The organism is Pseudomonas chlororaphis (assembly GCA_001023535.1).
GTDB lineage: Bacteria > Pseudomonadota > Gammaproteobacteria > Pseudomonadales > Pseudomonadaceae > Aquipseudomonas > Aquipseudomonas chlororaphis_E.
Genome location: CP011020.1, coordinates 2,578,798 through 2,600,935, shown reverse-complemented (window position 1 = coordinate 2,600,935; position 22,138 = coordinate 2,578,798). Strand labels below are relative to the sequence as shown.

23 protein-coding genes are annotated in these 22,138 nt (G+C 62.4%); 10 read left to right on the top strand and 13 right to left on the bottom strand.

Annotated elements, in window-relative coordinates; all coding sequences use genetic code 11:
• Nucleotides 1-184 precede the first annotated feature (184 nt).
• Together VM99_11420 and VM99_11415 are read right to left on the bottom strand one after the other, a co-directional pair.
• Entirely contained in the window at nucleotides 185-862 is a 678-nt protein-coding gene (locus VM99_11420) for a ribonuclease T (protein AKJ98636.1), read from the bottom strand.
• A complete protein-coding gene (locus tag VM99_11415) occupies nucleotides 859-1,905 on the bottom strand; it encodes a dihydroorotase (GenBank protein AKJ98635.1) in 1,047 nt (348 codons plus the stop codon). The genes VM99_11420 and VM99_11415 overlap by 4 nt, the downstream gene beginning before the upstream one ends.
• A 191-nt stretch (nucleotides 1,906-2,096) precedes the next feature.
• Here VM99_11415 and VM99_11410 point away from each other — a divergent pair, with 191 nt between their 5' ends.
• Nucleotides 2,097-3,092: a membrane protein gene (locus VM99_11410; protein AKJ98634.1), complete on the top strand. Its 996-nt coding sequence runs from the start codon at nucleotides 2,097-2,099 to the stop codon at nucleotides 3,090-3,092.
• Between the two features lie 127 nt (nucleotides 3,093-3,219).
• Nucleotides 3,220-4,437, top strand: coding sequence for an argininosuccinate synthase (locus VM99_11405; GenBank protein ID AKJ98633.1), 1,218 nt, complete (start codon nucleotides 3,220-3,222; stop codon nucleotides 4,435-4,437).
• A 72-nt stretch (nucleotides 4,438-4,509) separates the two neighbouring features.
• Here VM99_11405 and VM99_11400 read toward each other — a convergent pair whose 3' ends face one another.
• Nucleotides 4,510-4,983, bottom strand: coding sequence for a hypothetical protein (locus VM99_11400; protein AKJ98632.1), 474 nt, complete (start codon nucleotides 4,981-4,983; stop codon nucleotides 4,510-4,512).
• Between the two features lie 451 nt (nucleotides 4,984-5,434).
• Between VM99_11400 and VM99_11395 the strand changes: the two genes are divergently transcribed.
• The gene (locus VM99_11395; protein AKJ98631.1) at nucleotides 5,435-6,061 is read left to right on the top strand and encodes a LuxR family transcriptional regulator; all 627 of its coding nucleotides are present in this window, start codon (nucleotides 5,435-5,437) and stop codon (nucleotides 6,059-6,061) included.
• Nucleotides 6,062-6,132: 71 nt separating this feature from the next.
• Here VM99_11395 and VM99_11390 read toward each other — a convergent pair whose 3' ends face one another.
• The 8 genes from VM99_11390 to metG form a co-directional block, all read right to left on the bottom strand.
• Complete coding sequence (locus tag VM99_11390) at nucleotides 6,133-6,315, bottom strand: leucyl-tRNA synthetase (GenBank protein AKJ98630.1); 183 nt, start codon at nucleotides 6,313-6,315, stop codon at nucleotides 6,133-6,135.
• 107 nt (nucleotides 6,316-6,422) lie between these two features.
• Complete coding sequence (locus tag VM99_11385; GenBank protein AKJ98629.1) at nucleotides 6,423-7,061, bottom strand: endonuclease III; 639 nt, start codon at nucleotides 7,059-7,061, stop codon at nucleotides 6,423-6,425.
• A complete protein-coding gene (locus tag VM99_11380) occupies nucleotides 7,058-7,591 on the bottom strand; it encodes an NADH:quinone oxidoreductase (protein AKJ98628.1) in 534 nt (177 codons plus the stop codon). Before VM99_11380 ends, VM99_11385 begins: the two co-directional genes overlap by 4 nt.
• Complete coding sequence (locus VM99_11375; protein ID AKJ98627.1) at nucleotides 7,584-8,195, bottom strand: electron transporter RnfG; 612 nt, start codon at nucleotides 8,193-8,195, stop codon at nucleotides 7,584-7,586. Before VM99_11375 ends, VM99_11380 begins: the two co-directional genes overlap by 8 nt.
• Nucleotides 8,192-9,178: an electron transporter RnfD gene (locus VM99_11370; GenBank protein ID AKJ98626.1), complete on the bottom strand. Its 987-nt coding sequence runs from the start codon at nucleotides 9,176-9,178 to the stop codon at nucleotides 8,192-8,194. Before VM99_11370 ends, VM99_11375 begins: the two co-directional genes overlap by 4 nt.
• Entirely contained in the window at nucleotides 9,165-10,184 is a 1,020-nt protein-coding gene (locus tag VM99_11365; GenBank protein AKJ98625.1) for a (4Fe-4S)-binding protein, read from the bottom strand. The genes VM99_11370 and VM99_11365 overlap by 14 nt, the downstream gene beginning before the upstream one ends.
• Nucleotides 10,181-10,753, bottom strand: coding sequence for an NADH:quinone oxidoreductase (locus VM99_11360; protein AKJ98624.1), 573 nt, complete (start codon nucleotides 10,751-10,753; stop codon nucleotides 10,181-10,183). Before VM99_11360 ends, VM99_11365 begins: the two co-directional genes overlap by 4 nt.
• A 128-nt stretch (nucleotides 10,754-10,881) precedes the next feature.
• Nucleotides 10,882-12,927, bottom strand: coding sequence for a methionine--tRNA ligase (gene metG, locus VM99_11355; protein ID AKJ98623.1), 2,046 nt, complete (start codon nucleotides 12,925-12,927; stop codon nucleotides 10,882-10,884).
• Nucleotides 12,928-13,241: 314 nt separating this feature from the next.
• On the opposite strand from metG, the gene VM99_11350 reads away from it, so the two are divergent.
• On the top strand, nucleotides 13,242-14,336 hold the full coding sequence (locus tag VM99_11350; protein AKJ98622.1) for an ATP-binding protein: 1,095 nt from the start codon (nucleotides 13,242-13,244) through the stop codon (nucleotides 14,334-14,336).
• A 126-nt stretch (nucleotides 14,337-14,462) separates the two neighbouring features.
• Here the strand turns inward: VM99_11350 and fabG are convergent, their stop codons facing one another.
• Nucleotides 14,463-15,221, bottom strand: coding sequence for a 3-ketoacyl-ACP reductase (fabG, locus tag VM99_11345; protein AKJ98621.1), 759 nt, complete (start codon nucleotides 15,219-15,221; stop codon nucleotides 14,463-14,465).
• Between the two features lie 158 nt (nucleotides 15,222-15,379).
• Here fabG and VM99_11340 point away from each other — a divergent pair, with 158 nt between their 5' ends.
• The 4 genes from VM99_11340 to groEL all read left to right on the top strand — a co-directional run bounded on the left by VM99_11340 (nucleotide 15,380) and on the right by groEL (nucleotide 18,886).
• Nucleotides 15,380-16,111, top strand: coding sequence for a heme iron utilization protein (locus tag VM99_11340; protein AKJ98620.1), 732 nt, complete (start codon nucleotides 15,380-15,382; stop codon nucleotides 16,109-16,111).
• Between the two features lie 66 nt (nucleotides 16,112-16,177).
• Nucleotides 16,178-16,654: an exclusion suppressor FxsA gene (locus VM99_11335; protein AKJ98619.1), complete on the top strand. Its 477-nt coding sequence runs from the start codon at nucleotides 16,178-16,180 to the stop codon at nucleotides 16,652-16,654.
• Between the two features lie 241 nt (nucleotides 16,655-16,895).
• Nucleotides 16,896-17,189: a molecular chaperone GroES gene (locus tag VM99_11330; protein AKJ98618.1), complete on the top strand. Its 294-nt coding sequence runs from the start codon at nucleotides 16,896-16,898 to the stop codon at nucleotides 17,187-17,189.
• Nucleotides 17,190-17,239: 50 nt separating this feature from the next.
• The gene (groEL, locus tag VM99_11325; protein AKJ98617.1) at nucleotides 17,240-18,886 is read left to right on the top strand and encodes a molecular chaperone GroEL; all 1,647 of its coding nucleotides are present in this window, start codon (nucleotides 17,240-17,242) and stop codon (nucleotides 18,884-18,886) included.
• 235 nt (nucleotides 18,887-19,121) lie between these two features.
• On the opposite strand, the gene VM99_11320 is transcribed toward groEL, so the two are convergent.
• The gene (locus VM99_11320; protein ID AKJ98616.1) at nucleotides 19,122-19,865 is read right to left on the bottom strand and encodes a phosphoesterase; all 744 of its coding nucleotides are present in this window, start codon (nucleotides 19,863-19,865) and stop codon (nucleotides 19,122-19,124) included.
• A gap of 230 nt (nucleotides 19,866-20,095) precedes the next feature.
• Here VM99_11320 and VM99_11315 point away from each other — a divergent pair, with 230 nt between their 5' ends.
• On the top strand, nucleotides 20,096-20,779 hold the full coding sequence (locus VM99_11315; protein ID AKJ98615.1) for an XRE family transcriptional regulator: 684 nt from the start codon (nucleotides 20,096-20,098) through the stop codon (nucleotides 20,777-20,779).
• Nucleotides 20,769-22,046, top strand: a complete 1,278-nt coding sequence (locus VM99_11310) for a histidine kinase (GenBank protein ID AKJ98614.1) — start codon at nucleotides 20,769-20,771, stop codon at nucleotides 22,044-22,046. The genes VM99_11315 and VM99_11310 overlap by 11 nt, the downstream gene beginning before the upstream one ends.
• Nucleotides 22,047-22,138: the final 92 nt, after the last annotated feature.

Sequence of the window (22,138 nt, the reverse complement as noted above, 5' to 3'; positions counted from 1 at the left end):
GGTTTTTTTTGGGGGGTGTTCTAAAGCAGAGCACAATCCTGTGGCGAGGGGATTTATCCCCGATGGGCCGCGAAGCGGCCCCCAAACCTGCCAATTGAGTTTGCCTGGCTCATCCTTCTGGGACTGCTGCGCAGTCCAACGGGGATAAATCCCCTCGCCACAAGAGAGCCAAGCCAGGCGGATGTCAGTCGTCGAAATCCTGCCAGCCACCCATCTCTTTCCACCGATTGACGATGCCGCAGAACAGCTCGGCGGTCTTCTCGGTGTCGTAGCGGGCCGAGTGGGCCTCGCGGCCATCGAAGTCGATGTCGGCGGCCTGGCAGGCTTTCGCCAGGACGGTCTGGCCGTACGCCAGGCCGGCGAGGGTGGCCGTGTCGAAACTGGAGAACGGGTGGAACGGGTTGCGCTTCATGTCCAGGCGCGCGACGGCGGCATTGAGGAAGCCCAGGTCGAAGCTGCTGTTATGCCCGACCAGGATCGCGCGCTTGCAGCCGTTGGCCTTCAACGCCTTGCGCACGCCGCGGAAGATGTCGGTCAGGGCCGTCTCTTCGCTGACGGCCATGCGCAACGGGTGGTCAAGCTTGATCCCGGTGAACTCCAGGGCCGCGGCTTCGACGTTGGCACCTTCGAACGGTTCGACGCGGAAGAAATAGGTGTGATCCGGGAACACGAAGCCTTTTTCATCCATGCCGATGGTCGTCGCGGCGATTTCCAGCAGGGCATCGGTGGCGGAGTTGAAGCCGCCGGTTTCTACGTCGACGACAACCGGCAGGTAGCCGCGGAACCGGGCTGCCATCGGGTGACGGGCACCGCCCGAACCACCATTGCCGTCCAGTTCGTCGTCGAAATGATCTTCACTCACGCGTTTTCCTCCAGCAGGCGCCAGCGCAGTTTTTCACCGGCGCGCAGCGGGATGACGGTCTGCTCGCCGAACGGCAGGCTGACGGGGGCGGTCCATTCGTCGCGGACCAGGGTAATGCGATCGGTGTTCACCGGCAGGCCGTAGAAGCGCGGACCGTGCAGGCTGGCGAAGCCTTCGAGCTTGTCCAGCGCATTGCGCTGCTCGAATGCCTCGGCATACATCTCGATGGCGGCGTACGCGGTGTAGCAGCCGGCGCAACCGCAGGCGGCTTCCTTGGCGTGGCGGGCGTGGGGCGCCGAGTCCGTGCCGAGGAAGAACTTGGCGCTGCCGCTGGTGGCGGCGTCGAGCAAGGCTTGCTGATGAGTGTTGCGCTTGAGGATCGGCAGGCAATAGAAGTGCGGCCGGATCCCGCCCACCAGCATGTGGTTGCGGTTGTACAGCAGGTGATGCGCGGTAATGGTCGCGCCCACGTTGGCCGGCGCTTCGTTGACGAACTGCACGGCGTCGCCGGTGGTGATGTGTTCGAACACCACCTTGAGGGTCGGGAAGCGTTCCACGACGCGGCGCATGTGCTCGTCGATAAAGATTTTCTCGCGGTCGAAGACGTCGATGTCGCCGCGGGTCACTTCGCCGTGGATCAGCAGCGGCATGCCGACTTCGGCCATGGCCTCCAGCACCGGGAAGATCGTGTCGATGCGGGTGACGCCGGAGTCCGAGTTGGTGGTCGCGCCGGCCGGGTACAGCTTGGCGGCGTGGACAAAGCCACTGGCCTTGGCGTCACGGATCTCTTCGGGCTGGGTGCGGTCGGTGAGGTACAGCACCATCAGCGGTTCGAAGCGGCTGCCAGCCGGGCGCGCCGCGAGGATGCGCTGGCGATAGCCATCGGCCTCGGCGGCGTTGCGCACCGGCGGAACCAGGTTAGGCATGATGATTGCGCGCCCGAAGGTGCGCGCGACATCGGCGACGGTATGGGTCAACACAGCACCATCGCGAAGATGAATATGCCAGTCGTCGGGACGCAGCAGGGTCAGGCGGTCGGACATTGGGGGGCTTCCAGGCGGGTCAAACTCTGGGGAATGCTACCGGAAAAGACCGATTCAGGCACCCGCTATCAAGTTCTGGCGCCGGCGACCGATAGCCCCTACAGGTGTGCCACGAATCCGTGGGGTGCCTGGGACCTGCGTCAGACTCTCAGTAGGTGTCGAACTTTGTAATAAAGCCAGTGGAGCCTCCCGTGCGCCAGCGTTATCTAGCCTTGCTCAGTGTGTTTGCCAGCCTTCCCGCGATGGCGCTCACTTTCCAGACCCGTCTGGAGAGCATTGAGTGGACGGTCGAAGGCGACAAGTTCGAGTGCCGGCTGAGCCAGCCGATCACCGATTTCGGCAGCGGCGAATTCGTGCGCCGGGCGGGCGAGCAGGCCACGTTCCGTCTCAAGGCCTACAACCCAATGCTGGGCGGCGGTTCCGCCACCTTGCTGGCGGCGGCCTCACCCTGGCAGCCGGGACGCGGAGACATCAACCTGGGTTCGGTGAGGATCGGCAGCGGCGACGTGCTGTTCAACAGTTCTCAGGTCCAGGCCGGGCGACTGATCAGCGGGCTGATGGAAGGTCGCAGCCCTGTGGTACGCCGCAACAGCGAGGACGGGCGCGTCTCGGAAGTCCGCTTGCTGCCGGTGCGCTTCAACAAGGCCTTCAATGACTATCAAGGCTGCGTGGCCAAACTGTTGCCAAAGAACTTCGAACAGATCAAGCAGACCCAGATCGCATTTCCCGGTGAGTCCATCGAGCTCGATGCCCGTGCCAAGGCGCAACTGCAGGTGATGCTCGACTTCATCAAGGCCGACCCGAGCGTCAATCATGTCGAGCTTGACGGTCATTCCGACAACAGCGGCAACCGCCTGACCAACCGTGAGCTGTCGCGCCGCCGGGCCCTGGCCGTGCAGGAATTCTTCAAGGCCAACGGTTTCCAGGAATCGCAGATCACCGTGCGTTTCCACGGTGAGCGTTACCCTCTGGCACCCAACACCACCGCCGCCAACCGGGCCAAGAACCGTCGCGTGGTCGTGCAACTGGCGCGTGTGGAGCCTGCCCAGGCACCGACACCAGCACCGGTGCCGGCTGCGCAACCGGCCCCTGCGCCACCCGCACCGGCCGCCGCGCCTGCCAAGGTTCCGGCCCCCGCCGCTGCGCCGGCCAAGGCGCCTGCCGGGGCCACTGCGCGCACGTCCTGATCCCGCGTGGTCGTCGCGCGTTCGACATAATCTGTCGCTTCGTCGTCATAAGCTGTCGCGCCCCTGTAAATTATCCGCGTTGGACGTTAGACTTCACGGCTTTCCGTAGAACCCGTGGAGTGATGGCATGGCGGACGTAAACAAGGTCGTTCTGGCGTATTCCGGCGGCCTGGACACTTCGGTGATCCTCAAGTGGCTGCAGGACACTTATAACTGCGAAGTGGTGACCTTCACCGCTGACCTGGGGCAGGGCGAAGAAGTCGAGCCTGCACGCGCCAAGGCTCAGGCCATGGGCGTCAAAGAGATCTACATCGATGACCTGCGCGAAGAGTTCGTCCGCGACTTCGTGTTCCCGATGTTCCGCGCCAACACCGTCTACGAAGGCGAGTACCTGCTGGGTACTTCCATCGCCCGTCCGCTGATCGCCAAGCGCCTGATCGAAATCGCCAACGAAACCGGCGCCGATGCCATTTCCCACGGCGCCACCGGCAAAGGCAACGACCAGGTTCGTTTCGAACTGGGCGCCTACGCCCTCAAGCCAGGCGTTAAAGTCATCGCCCCGTGGCGCGAATGGGACCTGCTGTCCCGCGAAAAACTGATGGACTACGCCGAGAAGCACGCGATCCCGATCGAGCGTCACGGCAAGAAGAAGTCGCCGTACTCGATGGACGCCAACCTGCTGCACATCTCCTATGAAGGTGGCGTGCTGGAAGACACCTGGACCGAGCACGAAGAAGACATGTGGCGCTGGACCGTCTCCCCGGAGAAGGCCCCGGATACCCCGCAATACCTGGAACTGACCTACCGCAATGGCGATATCGTCGCCCTGGACGGCGTGGAAATGAGCCCGGCCACCGTGCTGGCGACCCTCAACCGTATCGGTGGCGAGCACGGCATCGGCCGTCTGGACATCGTCGAGAACCGCTACGTCGGCATGAAGTCCCGTGGTTGCTACGAAACCCCGGGCGGCACCATCATGCTGCGCGCCCACCGCGCCATCGAATCGATCACCCTGGACCGTGAAGTCGCTCACCTCAAGGATGAGCTGATGCCCAAGTACGCCAGCCTGATCTACACCGGCTACTGGTGGAGCCCTGAGCGTCTGATGCTGCAACAGATGATCGATGCTTCCCAGGTCAACGTGAACGGTGTCGTGCGCCTGAAGCTGTACAAGGGCAATGTGATCGTGACCGGGCGCAAGTCCGACGACTCGCTGTTCGATGCCAACATCGCGACCTTCGAAGAAGACGGCGGTGCCTACAACCAGGCCGACGCGGCCGGTTTCATCAAGCTCAACGCCCTGCGCATGCGCATTGCGGCGAACAAGGGTCGCAAGCTGTTCTGACCCTGCCTGTGTAAAAAACGGCCTGCCCTGCGCAGGCCGTTTTTTTTGGGGGCTCCCTTTTCTGTGCAGGGATTATCCATCCTGCCTGGCCGTGGCCTCGCCTGCGCCCCGGTAAATGACGTAGACGATGATGCGGGTGGCTTGTCTGTCGCGTTTGGACCGTGGGCGTTGCGATTGCCCGCACACCACGCACCCAGGGCGCCGCCGCTTGCGTCCGGGGCGATGACATTGCGTCGGCAACGCCTGGTGTTTGTTTGTCCGGCGCAACGTCCGTTTACGCCGGCCGAGCGAATCATCCAGGGTCTTGAGGAAATGTTTGCCCTTGGGAAAGTCGGAAGGTGAATACAGCGAGCGGTAGTTGAAGTTCAGGGTGGTAAAAAACAGCAATAACAGATAAAACGGAAAACTGATCAAAAACCAAAGATAGTATTCGCGATCGTCATCATCCAGAAACGGCAGGGAGATGGCCGCGGAAGTTTCCGATAGCGTGGCAAATACAGCGATGAGGGTCATGGGGTTGGTAATGGTCTTCAAGGGTTTGTTCATATGGGTTGCTCATACAATATGCTCGGTGAGTCAGTTGATGGATAGGGTTATTAATAACTAGTCCAATACCGCGGCGCTGGCAAGGCGTGAATGGACGCTGCCTTGATTTCTGTTTTTTTATATTGAACGCGCCTGGCACTTCGATGCGAGGCTATTTAACCAAGGCTTTAACGATCCTATTAGCCACATGCCTTGAACCACCGGCCTCGGGGTGGAAGCGTGGCGTAATACGATTTGTCCAGAGGTTACCGGGAGGTTAAGAAAGGTCGCTTGCGGGCCGTCGAAAAATTCATGACACATTTTTTTCGGGTGAATTTGTAGGATTTTTCTGTATAGCTTGTAGGTTTCGTCTTTCGCTGCGAGCGGCCAGGGGGGGGCGGCATGCCAAGGTAGAAATGACTAGGCTATTGTGCGTGCTCTAAAAATTCGAACAGCGAAGTTGGATTTGCCCATGAATAAAGTGCTGATCGTGGATGATCACCCCGTCATTCGTCTTGCTGTACGTCTGCTGATGGAGCGTCATGGTTATGAAGTTGTGGCCGAAACGGATAACGGCGTCGATGCGTTGCAACTTGCGCGGGAACTTATGCCCGATATCGTCATTCTCGATATCGGTATTCCGAAGTTGGATGGCCTGGAGGTTATTGCCCGCCTGAGCGCCATTCCCTCGGCAATGAAAGTCTTGGTGCTGACGTCCCAGTCGCCCGGGCATTTCTCCATGCGCTGCATGCAGACGGGAGCGGCCGGGTATGTGTGCAAGCAACAGGACTTGACCGAGTTGTTGAGCGCGATCAAGGCCGTATTGTCCGGCTACAGTTATTTCCCCAACCAGGCGCTGCATACCGTGCGCTCCAGCCTGGGTAACGCCAGCGAGTCGGACATGGTCGATCGTTTGTCCGGACGGGAAATGATGGTGCTGCAACAACTGGCGCGCGGAAAAACCAATAAGGAAATTGCCGATGGGATGTTTCTGAGCAACAAGACGGTCAGTACCTACAAGACGCGTTTATTGTTGAAGCTCAACGCGCGTTCGCTGGTCGATCTGATCGAGCTGGCACAACGCAATGGGTTGGTGTGAGTCAGGCGGTCACCCATAGCCAATAAAAAAGCCTCCATCGGGGAGGCTTTTAGGTGTTTGGGGGCAAGCGGTCAAAGGTCAAAGTCGTAATCGGCCAACTGCTTCTGCAAGCGGCGTTCTTCCAGCAGATTATCAATGGTGCGGCGTTTGCTCAGATTGGTTTTCGCCACTTCCACGACCACGGGTTCCGCGTCGTCGGACTCAACGGCGATGAATTCGTCTTCTACATCCAGTTGTTCTTTGCCAGTACTCATGGGTTCGACTCCAGGCTAAGACTGCCATTGGCGCTCCTTATATCGATAAACCACGGGCGGGTAAAAAAGATTTTTTCAATCGACAGATCAATAAAACCAATAGCGCCTCAATCGTCGGAGGTCTTGTGCTTGTATTCGCATAAATCTTCGATCCGACAGCTGCCGCACCGGGGCTTGCGTGCCAGACACACGTAGCGCCCGTGAAGAATGAGCCAGTGGTGGGAATCCAGGAGGAACGCCTTGGGCACGAACTTCATCAGCTTGTTCTCCACTTCCACCACGTTCTTGCCGGGCGCCAACCCGGTGCGGTTGCTGACGCGGAAGATGTGCGTGTCGACCGCCATGGTCAGTTGCCGGAACGCGGTATTGAGCACCACGTTGGCGGTCTTGCGGCCGACGCCCGGAAGCGCTTCCAGGGCTTCGCGGGTCTGCGGGACCTCGCTGTCATGGCGCTCGATCAGCAGGCGACAGGTTTCGATGACGTTCTTGGCCTTGCTGTTGTACAGCCCGATGGTCTTGATGTACTCGGACAGCCCTTCGACGCCCAGGGCGTAGATCGCCTCCGGCGTATTGGCCACCGGAAACAGCTTGGCCGTGGCCTTGTTGACGCCGACGTCGGTGGACTGGGCCGACAGAATCACCGCGATCAACAGCTCGAACGGCGAGGAGTAGGCCAGTTCGGTTTTCGGTTCCGGGTTGTCTTCGTGAAGGCGACGAAATATTTCCAGGCGTTTGGCGGCGTTCATGGGCGCGGCGTGTCCTTGGTAGGTGAATGAGGGCTGGCGGCCGTCCAGGCCTGGCGGGCCGCCAGCAGCAAGCCGAGCAGGATGAACCCGCCCGGGGCCAGCGCGGCCAGGGGCAGGGCGCTGGCGATCAGCTCGCGCAGGGCGCCCAGGCCAAGCATCCAGAGGCCGAACAGGCCAGCAAGCCTGAGGCGAGCGGACAGACGCCGCTCAACGAGGGCGTCTTGTTGTTCCAGCACCACGCCGCTCAAGGCGATCCAGCCCAGGTAAAGGCTCGACACCCGGAACGGCTGCGGCGCCCAGGCCTGGAGCACGAAGCCTGTGCAAGCGGCCAGGGTAGCCGCCAGCACGGCACAGGCGAGCACGCGTTGATACGCGCTCAGGCGATGTCGGACACTTCCCATCGCCGCGTCTTGCGCAACGACGATCAATGCCCAGGCCAACCATACCCCCAGCGCACCGGCCAGCGAGTCGCTCGCGCCGACCAATGGGACGAGCAACAGCCCGCGCGTCAGGGCCCATGGCTTATTCATCCGCGACCACTCCGGTCAGTTGAGCCTGGTGCTCGTCGAAGTAACGCAGCGTATCGTGAACCGCCTCCAGGACGGCTCGGGAGGTCACGGTCGCGCCGGCCAATTGGTCGAATCGTCCGCCGTCCTTTTTCAGGGCCCAGGCGCTGTCGTCAGTCTGCTGGCGTGATTGGCCGGTGAAGGTTTGCAGCCAGGCATTTGGCCAACCGGCAATCGCCGCGCCCAGTCCGGGGGTCTCGGACTGATGCAGGGTTTTCACGCCCAGCAGGCGGCCTTGCACGTCGATTGCGATCAGCAGTTCGATGCTGCCTTCATACCCCGTTGTCTGGCTGCGTAGCAGCACCGCGCTGGGTTGGCCGGCGCGAGTGGCCCGGTAGGCCTGTAGCAACGAGCTATGGGCCAGGGGCACGGCGGTCGTCATCACCGGCTGCGCCAATGGCTGATTGTCGTAGCGCTCGACGGGCAATACGTCGAGCAGGGCGCGGGTCTGCTGTGCTTGTCGTTGCGCCTCGATGCGCCCGGTCGTGCTCAGGTGCGTGAGGTAAGTGGCACCGCTGCCGAGGGCAACCAGTGCGATCAGGAGGGCCACGCCGCCGGGATTGTTCATGCCGGTTGCCGCCGTTGCCGTGCAGCGGCCAGGCGCTCCAGTGCGGGGACGCCAAGGTTCATCAGCAACACCGCAAATGCCACGCCGTCGGGGTAACCGCCCCAGGTGCGTATGGTGTAAGTCAGCAGTCCCACGCCGACCCCGAACAGCAGTCGAGCGAGTGGCGCCTTGGCGCCCGAAACCGGTTCGGTCACGATGAAGAACGCCCCGAGCATGGTTGCGCCGGCGAGCAGATGAAACAGCGGAGAGCCATGGGAATCGGAGCCTGAGCCGTTCCAGCCGATCAGGCTGATGAGGAACAGGCTGGCCAGCATGCCCACCGGTGCGTGCCAACTGAACACCCGTTGTTGCAGCAGAAACAGGCCGCCGGCCAGGAACGCCAGGTTGACCCATTCAGCGCCCCGACCACCGAAATGGCCAAACGCCGGGTTGTGGGCGAACAACTCGTCGATGGTCAGGCTTCGGTTGAGCCGCAGGCTGTCCAGCGCGGTCGCCCCGGCCCAGGCGTCGGGTGCTGGCGGTGTGCCGAACACGTGTTGCAGGCCTTCCAGCAAGCCCACGGCGTGGGGCGCAGGCCATTGACTCATGTGGGCAGGAAACGCCACCAGGGCCAGGGCATAGCCGAGCATGGCCGGGTTGAATGGGTTGCTGCCGACGCCCCCCCACAGGTGTTTGCCAAAGAGCAGGGCGCAGGCCACCGCCGTGACGGTCAGCCACCAGGGACCGTACGCTGGCAAGGCCAGGGCCAGCAGGGTGGCGCTGACCAGCGCACTGCCATCGAACAGCTCGGGGGCGAGTGATCGGCGGCGCAGGCGCAGCACCGCGGCTTCGATCGCCATTGCGGTGAGCCCCGCCAGCGCCAGGTTCAGCAAAATGCCCCAGCCCTGGAACCACAGCAGCGCCAGCGCCCCCGGCAGCGTCGCCAGCAGCACGCGCTGCATGGCCTGGCGCAGTCGTTCGTCCATGGGCTCAGGGCGTGACATGGGCGTCCACCTGGCGCTCGGCGTCCTTCACCGCTTGCTCCAATGCCAACACCTGGTCGTCCGGGGCCGCCGCCGCGCGGGCCTTGCTGAGCTCGGCGCGGCGCATGGCCAATTGGATCTTGGCCCGTTTCAGCTCGGCGTTCGGCGCGGGTGCCGGGGCTGGCGCTGGCGCGGTTTGCGGTGCGGCGCTTTCCAGTTGTATCAGGGCTTGCTCGGCCGCTTCGAACTGGCGTTGCAGCACGATCAGTTGCGATTGTTGCTCGAAGGTCGGCGGATGACCGAAGGCCTTCAAGGATTTGTTCAATTGCGCCCGGCTCATGGCCAGGTCGACCTTGGCCTTTTTCAGGGCGGCATCGGCGTTGGCGGCTTTCTGCGCGCGCACCCGTTCCAGCGCGGCTTGAACCGGGTCGAGCGCCTGGGGTTGAGCCGGGGCCTGGGCGGCGCGTTGGGTGCGGGCCAGGCGTTCGGCCTGGCGCTGCTCTTCTTCACGCCGCAAACGGGCGTTGCGTTGCTCGAAGCGCCGTCGGGCATGGTTGCGTTTGGCCGCGCGCGCTTGTTGCTCCTCAAGGCTTGAGGTCAGGCCGCCGATAATCGGCAGCACGCTGGCTGTCGGCAGGGGTCGCATCTCGATGCAATCGACGGGGCAAGGCGCTACACACAGGTCGCAACCGGTGCATTCGTCGATGAGGACGGTGTGCATCAGCTTTGCCGCGCCGACTATCGCGTCCACCGGGCAGGCCTGGATGCACTTGGTGCAGCCGATGCATTCGGCTTCACGGATAAAGGCGATTTGCGCCGGGGCCGCGCCGCGGCTGGTGTCCAATTCCAGCACCGGTACTTTCATCAGCTCGGCCAGGGCCGCGATGGTTTCCTGGCCGCCGGGTGGGCACTTGTTGATCGGCTCGCCCTGGGCAATGCCCTCGGCGTAAGGCTTGCACCCCGGGTGCCCGCATTTGCCGCATTGGGTTTGCGGCAGCAGCGCGTCGATACGTTGAATCAGGCTCATGTCTTGACCAGCCCGCGCAATCCAAGAAAGGCCACCGCCATCAGTCCGGCGCTGATCAACTGAATCGGCAGCCCGCGGAAGGGCAGGGCAATAGCGTGAGTGAAGGTGCGCTGGCGCAGGTCCTCGAACAGGCCCAGCACCAGCCAGAAGCCCAGCCCGGCGCCCAGGCTCAGGGCGACGGCGTGGCCCAGGCCCTGGTCGTCCTCGCCATTGAGCAGCGTCACGCCGAGGACGCCGGCATTGCCCAGCAGCAATGGCCACAAGCCGTCGAACGGCCATGTCGGCCGCCAACGTGCCAGCCCGCGCAGCAGGGGGGCGATGAGCAATACGCTTAAGGGCAGCCAGACCAGCAGGCGCAACGCCGTCAGTTGGGCCAGCGCCAGCAACCAGTGATCGAGCAGATAGCCCAGGGTGCCGACCACCAGCATCAGGCACGTCGTCGCCAGCCCCAGGGCGTGCACCCGCCGCCTGCCATCGGTCGTCAGCAGCGGATCGACGCCCAGCGGCCAATGCAACACCAGGTTGTTGATCAGGGCCGCGCTGAACAATGTAAGAAGGAGGTCGGTCATGGGCGTATGGGTGAAAGGGCCTGTTACACGATGAGGCATTATCCGCCACGCGGGCAGGGCGGGCCAGATATGAAAATCCCACAGCCGCCTGCAAAGCGACTGTGGGATCGGTGCAGCGTGCGGTCGCGTTACTTGATCCGCTGGCCTGGCTTGGCGCCGCTGTCGGGGCTCAGCAGGTAGATTTCCTCGCCACCAGGGCCCGCCGCCATCACCATGCCTTCGGACACGCCGAAGCGCATTTTGCGCGGCTTGAGGTTGGCGATCATCATCGTCAGCCGGCCTTCGAGCTTGGCAGGGTCCGGATAGGCACTCTTGATGCCGGAGAACACGTTGCGCTGTTCATCGCCGATGTCCAGGGTCAGGCGCAGCAGTTTGTCGGCACCCTCGACGGCTTCGGCCTTGACGATCAGCGCGACGCGCAGGTCCACGGCGGCAAAGGCGTCGAACTCGATTTCCGGCGACAGCGGATCCTTGGCCAGTTCGCCATTGCCGGTCAGGGCGCCGGTGTCGGTCTGGCTGGCGGCCAGGTCTTCCTTGGAGGCGTCGGTCATGGCTTGCACCTTGGCGGCGTCGATGCGGGTCATCAACGGCTTGAACTCGTTCAGTTGATGGTTGCTCAGCAGGGTCTGGTGATCGTTCCAGGTCAGCGGCGCGACATTGAGGAACGCCTCGGCGTCGGCGGCCAGCAACGGCAGCACCGGCTTGAGGAAAATCACCAGTTGGCGGAACAGGTTCACGCCCAGGGCGCAGATCGCCTGGACTTCTTCCTGCTTGCCTTCCTGTTTGTTCAGCGACCACGGCGCCTTGTCGGCGATCCAGGCGTTGGCGCGGTCGGCCAGGGCCATGATCTCGCGCATGGCCCGGGCAAAGTCGCGAGCCTCGTAGGCTTCGGCGATGCTCGGCGCGGCGGCCAGGAACGCTTCGGTCAGCTCTGGTGCCGCATTGCCTGCCACCAGCACGCCGGCATTGCCCTTGTGGATGAAACCGGCGCAGCGGCTGGCGATGTTGACGACTTTGCCCACCAGGTCGGAATTGACCTTCTGCACGAAGTCGTCGAGGTTCAGGTCCAGGTCATCGACGCCACGGCCCAGCTTGGCCGCGTAGTAGTAGCGCAGGTATTCCGGGGACAGGTGGTCCAGGTATGTCCGGGCCTTGATGAAGGTGCCGCGGGACTTGGACATTTTCTGGCCGTTGACGGTCAGGTAGCCATGGACGTTGATGCCGGTCGGCTTGCGAAAACCCGCGCCTTCGAGCATTGCGGGCCAGAACAGGGCGTGGAAGTTGACGATGTCCTTGCCGATGAAGTGGTACAGCTCGGCGGTGGAGTCCTTGCCCCAGAACGCGTCGAAGTCCAGCTCCGGCGTGCGGTTGCACAGGTTCTTGAAGCTGGCCATGTAGCCGATTGGCGCATCCAGCCAGACGTAGAAGTACTTGCCGGGCTCATCCGGGATCTCGAAGCCGAAATACGGCGCATCGCGGGAGATGTCCCACTGTTGCAGGCCGGCGTCGAGCCATTCGGCGATCTTGTTGGCGACGGCGTCCTGCAGGGTGCCGCTGCGGGTCCAGGCTTGCAGCATCTGCTGGAAATCCGGCAGCTTGAAGAAGAAGTGCTGGGAATCCTTGAGCACCGGCGTGGCCCCGGAAATCGCCGACTTCGGGTCTTTCAGGTCAGTGGGTGCATAGGTGGCGCCGCACTTTTCGCAGTTGTCGCCGTACTGGTCCTCGGTGCCGCATTTCGGGCAGGTACCCTTGATGAAGCGGTCGGCCAGGAACATTTTCTTTTCCGGGTCGAAATACTGGGTGATCGAGCGGGTCGCGATGTGCCCGGCATCACGCAGCTTGAGGTAGACCTGACTCGACAGCTCGCGGTTTTCCTCGGCGTGCGTGGAGTGGAAGTTGTCGAAGTCCACCAGGAACTCGGCAAAGTCGGCGCTGTGTTCGGCCTGGACGTTGGCGATCAGTTGTTCCGGGGTGATGCCTTCCTTTTCCGCGCGCAGCATGATGGCCGAGCCGTGGGCGTCGTCGGCGCAGACATAGATGCATTGGTTGCCGCGATGCTTCTGGAAGCGCACCCACATATCGGTCTGGATGTATTCCAGCATATGGCCGAGGTGAATCGAACCATTGGCATAGGGCAGGGCGCTGGTGACGAGGATCTTGCGTGGCTCGGACATGGGGCTCGGCTACTTGATGAAACGGAGGTCGGCCACTATAAAGCGCCGGCGGCTTTTTTTCACCCTATGAGCCTGTTTCCGGATGCTGGCAGGGCCTGTGTGGCGAGGGAGCTTGCTCCCGCTGGGTGGCGAAGCCGCCCTTAAAAAGGTTGTGTACCCTGACAACGTCAGCCTTGGTGCGACTGCTGCGCAGTCGAGCGGGAGCGAGCTCCCTCGCCAGAGGGACATTCACACAGCAGTGTTTGGGTCGCCACAAAAGAATGGGCGGCGTAGGATAGCCGCCTGTTTTTCCAGTCTTGCTATCGGAGTTGCCCATGAGCGCCGTCAATCGCGCAGCGGTGGAAGCCGTCCTTCGCCAGTACACCGACCCCTACCTGAACCAGGACCCGGTCAGCGCCGGATGCGTGCGTGCCATCGATGTCCAGGGCGATCGCGTCCACGTCCAGTTGGAAATCGGCTACGCCGCCGACCTGTTCAAGAAGGGCTGGGCGCAAATGCTGCAGATGGCGATCGAAGGCCTGGATGGCGTGGCGGCCGCCCAAGTCGACATCACCAGCGTGATCGCCGCCCACAAGGCCCAGGCCCAGGTGCCGGGGCTGGCGAACGTCAAGAACGTGATCGCCGTGGCCTCCGGCAAGGGCGGCGTGGGCAAATCCACCACCGCCGCCAACCTGGCCTTGGCGCTGGCCCGTGAAGGGGCCAGGGTGGGGATCCTCGACGCCGATATCTATGGCCCGAGCCAGGGCATCATGTTCGGTATCGCCGAAGGTACCCGGCCGCAGGTCAAGGACCAGAAATGGTTCGTGCCGCTCAAGTCCCATGGCGTGGAAGTCATGTCCATGGCGTTCCTGACCGATGACAACACGCCGATGGTCTGGCGCGGGCCGATGGTGTCTGGCGCCTTGCTGCAACTGGTGACGCAGACCGCCTGGGGCGACCTGGATTACCTGGTGATCGACATGCCGCCAGGCACCGGCGATATCCAGCTGACCCTGGCGCAGAAAGTCCCGGTGGCCGGCGCGGTGATCGTCACCACGCCCCAGGACCTGGCCCTGCTGGATGCGCGCAAGGGCGTGGAGATGTTCCGCAAGGTCAACATCCCGGTGCTGGGCGTGGTGGAAAACATGGCCGTGCACATCTGCTCTAACTGCGGGCACGCCGAGCATCTGTTCGGCGAAGGCGGCGGGGAAAAACTGGCGACCCAGTACGGCGTCGAACTGCTGGCCTCGCTGCCGCTGTCGATGCTGATCCGTGAGCAGGCCGACGGCGGCAAGCCCACCGTGAGCGCCGAGCCGGACAGCCAGATCGCTATGGTCTACCAGGAACTGGCTCGCCACGTAGGCGCGCGGATCGTGTTGCAGGAAGCCGCCATGCCGGCGATGCCGAACATCACCATCAGCGACGACTGATAGAGTGAAACCCTACCCACTGTGGGAGCGAGCTTGCTCGCGATAGCGGCGTATCAGTCGCATCAAGGCTGACTGAACTGACGCTATCGCGAGCAAGCTCGCTCCCACATTTGGGTTGCGGTGACCTTAGATCCGCAACCCGCCATCCATTTCCAGGATCCGGCCGGTGTAGTAGTCGTTCTCGAAGATGTACGCCGCCGAATGGGCGATTTCCTCGGGCCTGCCCATGCGTTTGAGCGGGATGCCCGAGGTCATTTTTTCCAGGGCCTCGGGTTTCATGCCCAGGGTCATTTCAGTCTCGATGAAGCCCGGGGCAATGCCGGCGACACGAATGCCGTAGCGCGCCAGTTCCTTGGCCCAGGTCACGGTGGCGGCGGCCACGCCGGCCTTGGCGGCGGAGTAGTTGGTCTGGCCGACGTTGCCGGCGCGGGAAATCGAGGAAATGTTGATGATCGCGCCGCTGTTCTTCAGCTCGACCATTTTCGCCGCCACTTCGCGGGTGCACAGGAACACGCCGGTGAGGTTGACGTCGATCACGGCTTGCCATTGGGCCAGGCTCATCTTGCTTATTTCGCCGTCCTTGACCTTGAGCAGCAGGCCGTCGCGCAGGATCCCGGCATTGTTGATCAGACCATGGATCGCGCCGAAATCCTCGGCCACTCGGGCGACCATGTCGCTCACCTGTTCTTCATTGGCCACGTTGCACAGGTACGCCCGGGCCTCGACGCCCTTGGCCACGCACGCGGCCACGGCCTGGTCGAGCTTCTCCTGATTGAGGTCGACCAGGGCAAGCTTCGCGCCCCTGCCCGCCAGGTACTCGGCCATGGAGCGCCCCAGGCCCTGGCAACCGCCAGTGATAATGATTACTTTGTCAGTGAGTTGCATGTGCGTGTCCCGGGATGGCGGAGCGGTTGAGGGAGTTCGGTTGCGGGCCTCTCTTCTGTAGCGGCTGGAGCGCGGCATAGAGTTGCCCGATGGCACCTGGAAACATAGTCCAGCTGCCTGATCGTATTCAAGACGAATTTAGTCGAAGGAGTCATAAATTGAGCGTTGAAGCTGCCAAGCTTGCCCGAGAGCTGCTGCTCAAGGAATACCGTGGAGTGTTATCCACCCATTCCAAATCCATGCCCGGCTTCCCGTTCGGCTCCGTCGTGCCGTATTGCCTGGATGCGCAGGGCCAGCCGCTGATCCTGATCAGCCGCATTGCCCAGCACACCCACAATCTGCAGAAAGACCCCAAGTGTTCGATGCTGGTGGGCGAGCGAGGGGCGCAAGACGTGCAGGCCGTGGGGCGCCTGACATGCATGGCACAGGCACGCAAACTCCAGGACAGCGCCGCCATCGAGGCCGCTGCCGAGCGCTATTACCGTTATTTCCCCGAATCGCAGAACTACCACAAGGCCCACGATTTCGACTTCTGGGTGCTCGACCCGGTGCGTCATCGCTACATCGGCGGCTTCGGTGCGATTCATTGGATCGACCAGGTCACCCTGGCCAATCCCTTTGCCGGCCAGGCCGAGGCGAGCATGATCGAACACATGAACGCCGATCACGCCAAGGCCATCGCCCATTACGTGACACTGGCCGGACTGCCGGACTGCGAGCCGGCACAGATGGTCGGCATCGACAGCGAAGGCATGCACCTGCGCATTGGCCAGGGGCTGTACTGGCTGGCGTTTCCCAGTCCTTGCAACACGCCGACACAAGTGCGCGAAGCCTTGGTTTACCTGGCTCACGCCGAGCAATGGCCGAAAAATGCAGAGGCGAACGCTTGAATTCACGAAAGGACGACGTCATTTAGGGTTTGATAGCAAGGCATTCTTGCGTTGAGGAACCTTTTGATGCGCCCTTTTTTGTTGCTCTTTCTGCTGTTCCCGGTGTTGGAGCTGTTCGTATTCGTCAAGGTCAGCGGTGCGGTCGGGTTTTTCCCGGCGCTGCTGCTGGTCATTCTCGGCTCGATGCTCGGCGTGTTCGTGCTGCGCATCGCCGGCCTCGCCACGGCATTGCGTGCCCGTGAAAGCCTGAACCGCGGCGAACTGCCTGCCCAGACCATGCTCGAAGGCCTGATGCTGGCCCTGGGTGGCGGCCTGTTGATCCTGCCAGGCTTCATCAGCGACGTGCTGGGCCTGGTCCTGCTGCTGCCGTTCACCCGGCGCATGCTCGCCAACAAGATGCGCCAGCGCGCCGAGGAGCAGGCGATGCGTCAGCGCGCGTTCGCCGATGACCTCCAGCCCCGTGGCGGCCCGGCCCCACGAGAGCCGGTGGGCCGCGAGCCGACGGTGATCGAAGGTGAATTCGAACACCGCGACTCCAAGTAAACCCTTCAGCACGGCGCCTTCGGGCGCCGTGTTCGTTCAGGCGTGGACGTAAAAATTTTTCCACCCGGCCCTTGTAATCGCCTTGCGCGCCCCTATGTATGGGTCACCGCAAGGTTTCCGGTGGCAACACCGGACAGACTTCCGCGGTTCGACTGACGAACCGCAACCGGCTTCGCCGGCTTTGTTAAACCCGCCGGGACTACACCGGCCGATGAAAACCCAAAATTAGGAGAGATCGACAATGAAGCTTCGTCCTCTGCATGACCGCGTCGTCATCCGTCGCAGCGAAGAAGAGAAGAAAACCGCTGGCGGTATCGTCCTGCCAGGTTCGGCTGCTGAAAAAGCCAACCACGGTGAAGTTCTCGCTGTAGGTACCGGCCGCGTGCTGGACAGCGGTGAAGTGCGTGCGCTGGCCGTGAAAGTGGGTGACAAGGTTGTGTTCGGCCCTTACTCCGGCAGCAACACCGTGAAAGTCGACGGCGAAGACCTGTTGGTAATGAGCGAGAACGAGATCCTCGCTGTTATCGAAGGCTGATTTCCCCGCTCATTTTCCCGCTACTACACAGTATTTAAGGAATATCGATCATGGCTGCTAAAGAAGTTAAATTCGGCGATTCCGCCCGCAAGAAAATGCTCACCGGTGTCAACGTCCTGGCTGACGCAGTAAAAGCGACCCTGGGCCCGAAAGGCCGCAACGTGATCATCGAGAAGAGCTTCGGCGCTCCGACCATCACCAAGGACGGCGTTTCCGTAGCCAAGGAAATCGAACTGGAAGACCGTTTCGAGAACATGGGCGCGCAGCTGGTCAAAGACGTTGCCTCCCGTGCCAACGATGACGCCGGCGACGGCACCACCACCGCCACCGTCCTGGCCCAGTCGATCGTCAACGAAGGCCTGAAAGCCGTCGCTGCCGGCATGAACCCGATGGACCTCAAGCGCGGCATCGACAAGGCGACCATCGCCATCGTCAAGGAGCTCAAGGGCCTGTCCAAGCCTTGCGCTGACTTCAAGGCCATCGCTCAGGTAGGCACCATCTCCGCCAACTCCGACAACTCCATCGGCGACATCATTGCCGAAGCCATGGAAAAAGTCGGTAAAGAAGGCGTGATCACCGTTGAAGAAGGCTCGGGCCTGGAAAACGAACTGTCGGTCGTCGAAGGCATGCAGTTCGACCGCGGCTACCTGTCGCCGTACTTCGTCAACAAGCCGGACACCATGGTGGCCGAGCTGGACGGCCCGCTGATCCTGCTGGTCGACAAGAAAATCTCCAACATCCGCGAAATGCTGCCGGTGCTGGAAGCCGTTGCCAAGGCTGGCCGTCCTCTGCTGATCGTGGCCGAAGACGTTGAAGGCGAAGCCCTGGCGACCCTGGTCGTGAACAACATGCGTGGCATCGTCAAGGTTGCTGCGGTCAAGGCCCCTGGCTTCGGCGACCGCCGCAAGGCCATGCTGCAGGACATCGCCGTCCTGACCGGCGGTACCGTGATCTCCGAAGAGATCGGCCTGAGCCTGGAAAGCACCACCCTGGAGCACCTGGGTAACGCCAAGCGCGTCACCCTGTCCAAGGAAAACACCATCATCGTCGACGGTGCTGGCGTTCAAGGTGACATCGAAGCGCGCATTAGCCAGATCCGTGCCCAGGTTGCCGAAACTTCCTCGGACTACGACCGTGAAAAACTGCAAGAGCGCCTGGCCAAGCTGTCCGGCGGCGTTGCGGTGATCAAGGTTGGCGCCGGTTCCGAAGTCGAAATGAAAGAGAAGAAAGCCCGCGTTGAAGACGCCCTGCACGCTACCCGTGCAGCCGTTGAAGAAGGCGTGGTACCTGGCGGTGGCGTTGCGCTGATCCGCGCACTGGAAGCCCTGACCGAACTCAAGGGCGACAACGCTGACCAGAACGTGGGCATCGCTGTTCTGCGTCGCGCTGTTGAAGCGCCGCTGCGTCAGATCGTTGCCAACTCCGGCGACGAGCCAAGCGTCGTGGTCGACAAGGTCAAGAACGGCCAAGGCAGCTTCGGCTACAACGCTGCGTCGGGCGAGTACGGCGACATGATCGAAATGGGTATCCTGGACCCAACCAAGGTCACCCGTTCGGCCCTGCAGGCAGCGGCTTCCATCGGCGGTCTGATCCTGACCACCGAAGCAGCCGTGGCTGACGCACCGAAGAAAGAAGGTGCAGCTGGCGGCGGTATGCCAGACATGGGCGGCATGGGTGGCATGGGCGGCATGATGTAAGCCAGCCTTACCCTGTAGCGAAAAACCCCGCCTGCGAAAGCAGGCGGGGTTTTTTATTGCCGCTTATTGGGGAGCGAGCGTTACGCCGCTTTCGCGAGCAAGCTCGCTCCCACAGGTGATCTTGGGCGATCACCGGATTTGCGCCCACCCTGGTCCCCTGTGGAAGCGGGCTTGCTCGCGAAGGGCCAGCAGCCCCAGCATCGTTATCGCAGGCTCGCCCCCCTCTGAAAGATCCTCAGCCCCGGGCGGGGGCGGGCAGGGCTACGCGATCCGTCGTGGCGGCGGGTCGGTAAAGAATGAAGTAGTAGCAACCCAGGCAAATCAGCCAGCAGAACACCGCGGTCCAGACGTTGTGGGAAAAGAAGTGCGCCCCCTGCATCATCCTGCCGATGGAAAACACCGTGCCCAGGCCGAGGGCCAGGACGAACGCGCGTCTGGCCAGGCGTGGCCGGCGGTCACGCAGGACGAAGAACAGGGCAAACAGGGTGAAGCCGGTCGCGGCATGGCCGCCGGGCCAGCATCGCCCAGGCTTGTCGGTGGCCGGTCGCGGGCTCAGCAATTCGCTGTAGGTTTCCTTGCCGCCGAACTCCTTGAGGCTCCAGGGGCATTGCACGGCCGTCACGGCCTTCATCGGTGTGACGAACGACGTGGCCAGCGCCAGGGACAGGACCAGGCAGCCGAGTTCGCGTTTGAACGGCTTGAGTCGAGCGTTGAAGAACGTGGCGATAAACCCCAGGACCGCCACCACGGAAAAGGCGATGACTACCTCCTTGGCACGGTCGTGGAGGATGTCTTCCAAAAAGTAACTGTGACGGCCAATGAACCCGCCACCGGTGGCGTCATAGAACAAGTGGGCCAGACCCATGTCCAGGGTGGTCAGTTCCAATAGCACCAGGATGACCGCGACGGCGGCGGGCAGCCCCAGGGCGATCCGCAGGTTAAGCGGCCTGGAAGCAGGGCGGATGGCGGTGGAAACCATGAAAGTACCTTTCTGGGAGTCTTCGATGAACAGCGCGTTTCGCGCAGTCTGACCGGTGTTGCGTGGGAGGGGTGTGAAGGTTGGGTGAAAAAGTCGTCAAGGCTTGCCCAAGGCTGTGTTCGGGAGCGGTCCAGTGAAGACACGAGCAGACACAATCCTAGCGGTGAGCCACACTTGGCCGTAAGCTGCGCGGGCCAAGACGGCCGTTCCCCGTATACGCAGAGGTGCCCATGCGAATTCTATTGGTCGAAGACAACCGCGACATCCTGGCCAACCTGGCCGACTACCTGGGGCTCAAGGGCTACACCGTCGATTGTGCCCAGGACGGTCTGTCGGGGTTGCACCTGGCGGCGACCGAGCACTACGACCTGATCGTGCTCGACATCATGCTGCCGGGCATCGACGGCTACACCTTGTGCAAGCGCCTGCGTGAAGACGCCCGCCGCGACACGCCGGTGATCATGCTCACCGCCCGGGACCAGTTGGACGATCGCCTGCAAGGCTTCAAGTCCGGGGCCGACGATTACCTGATCAAGCCTTTTGCCCTGTCGGAACTGGCTGCGCGGATCGAGGCGGTCATGCGCCGGGCCCAGGGGGGTGGACGGCGGGCGTTGCAGGTCGGTGACCTGAGCTACGACCTCGACACCCTGGAAGTGACCCGCGAAGGCAAGCTGCTCAAGCTCAACCCGGTCGGCCTGAAGCTGCTGGCGGTGCTGATGCAGAAAAGCCCCCATGTGTTGCGCCGGGAAATCCTCGAAGAAGCGCTCTGGGGCGATGATTGTCCGGACAGCGACAGCCTGCGCAGCCATGTCCATCAACTGCGCCAGGTGATCGACAAACCGTTCGAAAAACCCTTGCTGCACACTGTGCACGGCGTCGGTTATCGCTTGGCCGAGGGGCGCGATGGAGTTTAAGCAAAGCCTTGCCCAGCGGATCATCATCGCCTTTGCGTTGATGAGCGCATTGGTGGCAGGGGCGTTCGCCATGGGGATCGTGGCGACGGTCCACCTGGTTGAAGAAAAACTGATTTCCGCCGGGCTCGGTGGCGACCTGCAGCGCCTGTTGTTGATGGACAGCGTCTCGGACTGGAACCATCGCCCGGAACCCGACCAGTTGTTCTATTTCAGCGGCGGCCCCGGGGATTTCGAGCTGCCCAAGGACCTGCGCCATCTGGAGCGCGGGTTCCACGAAGTGTTTCGCGAACAGCTGTCCTATCACGCCATGGTCGAGATCGTGGACGGCCGCCACTACGTCCTGCTCCAGGACCAGAGCGACTTCGAAGAGCGCGAACGGGTGCTGTTCGCCGTGGTGCTGGTGGGCTTTGTGCTCAGCCTGGCGCTGGCGGTGTTCCTGGGGTGGGTCCTGGCCCGTCGGGTCATGGCGCCTGTGGTTCGCCTGGCCCGGCAAGTGCGGCACCGCGACCAGTTGCTTGGTCTGGCCCCACCGCTGGCGCCGGATTACGCGGCCGATGAAGTGGGCGAACTGGCCGTGGCGTTCGACGCCACGCTGGGCCAGCTACGCCAGGCCCTGACCCGCGAGCGTTTGTTCACCAGTGATGTGAGCCACGAGTTGCGTACGCCGTTGATGGTCCTGGCGACCTCGTGCGAACTGTTGCTGGAAAACCCGGCGCTGGATCAGCGCGGTCGCACCCAGGTCGAGCGGATCAACCGCGCCAGTGAGGAAATGCGAGAGTTGGTCCAGACCTTCCTGATGCTCGCCAGGGCTCGGCGCGAAGACAACGGCATGTCACCTCGGGCGACCCTCGCGCAGGTGGCCGAGAACCTTCTCGGGGTGTGGCGCGCGCCCATCGAATCCAAGGGCCTGACGCTGATCTTCGAACCGGGGCAGACCCTTGAGACGCTCTACAACGCCACCTTCCTGACCGCCGTGATGGGAAACCTGCTACGCAACGCCCTGCACTACACCGACCAGGGGTTTATCCGTCTTTCGCTGACCGCCACCGGTTTCGTGGTGGAAGACAGCGGCGTGGGCATCCCCGAAGAGAAGCGCGAGGCGATGTTCGAGCCGTTCGTGCGCGGTAACGAGCAGCGCGGCGAGGGCTTGGGACTGGGGCTGTCGCTGGTGCAGCGGATCTGCGAAAACCAGGGCTGGACCGTGAGCCTCAGCACGATGGAGCCTAACGGCTGCCGTTTTGAAGTGCAGTTGAACCCGACGGGATAAGGGGGCTTGTGGACAAATCTTGTAACTATTGGTGGCATCAACATGACTTTGTTTTCACAAAGAGATGACATGCCGATTCATAAGGTGGGGCC

Coding starts and splice junctions, on each gene's coding strand:
- groEL (AKJ98617.1), top strand. CDS start 17,240: ATGGCTGCTAAAGAAGTTAAATTCGGCGATTCCGCCCGCAAGAAAATG.
- VM99_11385 (AKJ98629.1), bottom strand. CDS start 7,061: ATGAACGCCGCCAAACGCCTGGAAATATTTCGTCGCCTTCACGAAGAC.
- VM99_11395 (AKJ98631.1), top strand. CDS start 5,435: ATGAATAAAGTGCTGATCGTGGATGATCACCCCGTCATTCGTCTTGCT.
- VM99_11390 (AKJ98630.1), bottom strand. CDS start 6,315: ATGAGTACTGGCAAAGAACAACTGGATGTAGAAGACGAATTCATCGCC.
- VM99_11400 (AKJ98632.1), bottom strand. CDS start 4,983: ATGAACAAACCCTTGAAGACCATTACCAACCCCATGACCCTCATCGCT.
- VM99_11405 (AKJ98633.1), top strand. CDS start 3,220: ATGGCGGACGTAAACAAGGTCGTTCTGGCGTATTCCGGCGGCCTGGAC.
- VM99_11315 (AKJ98615.1), top strand. CDS start 20,096: ATGCGAATTCTATTGGTCGAAGACAACCGCGACATCCTGGCCAACCTG.
- VM99_11365 (AKJ98625.1), bottom strand. CDS start 10,184: ATGAGCCTGATTCAACGTATCGACGCGCTGCTGCCGCAAACCCAATGC.
- VM99_11415 (AKJ98635.1), bottom strand. CDS start 1,905: ATGTCCGACCGCCTGACCCTGCTGCGTCCCGACGACTGGCATATTCAT.
- metG (AKJ98623.1), bottom strand. CDS start 12,927: ATGTCCGAGCCACGCAAGATCCTCGTCACCAGCGCCCTGCCCTATGCC.
- VM99_11380 (AKJ98628.1), bottom strand. CDS start 7,591: ATGAATAAGCCATGGGCCCTGACGCGCGGGCTGTTGCTCGTCCCATTG.
- VM99_11320 (AKJ98616.1), bottom strand. CDS start 19,865: ATGGTTTCCACCGCCATCCGCCCTGCTTCCAGGCCGCTTAACCTGCGG.
- VM99_11370 (AKJ98626.1), bottom strand. CDS start 9,178: ATGTCACGCCCTGAGCCCATGGACGAACGACTGCGCCAGGCCATGCAG.
- VM99_11350 (AKJ98622.1), top strand. CDS start 13,242: ATGAGCGCCGTCAATCGCGCAGCGGTGGAAGCCGTCCTTCGCCAGTAC.
- fabG (AKJ98621.1), bottom strand. CDS start 15,221: ATGCAACTCACTGACAAAGTAATCATTATCACTGGCGGTTGCCAGGGC.
- VM99_11335 (AKJ98619.1), top strand. CDS start 16,178: ATGCGCCCTTTTTTGTTGCTCTTTCTGCTGTTCCCGGTGTTGGAGCTG.
- VM99_11360 (AKJ98624.1), bottom strand. CDS start 10,753: ATGACCGACCTCCTTCTTACATTGTTCAGCGCGGCCCTGATCAACAAC.
- VM99_11310 (AKJ98614.1), top strand. CDS start 20,769: ATGGAGTTTAAGCAAAGCCTTGCCCAGCGGATCATCATCGCCTTTGCG.
- VM99_11375 (AKJ98627.1), bottom strand. CDS start 8,195: ATGAACAATCCCGGCGGCGTGGCCCTCCTGATCGCACTGGTTGCCCTC.
- VM99_11330 (AKJ98618.1), top strand. CDS start 16,896: ATGAAGCTTCGTCCTCTGCATGACCGCGTCGTCATCCGTCGCAGCGAA.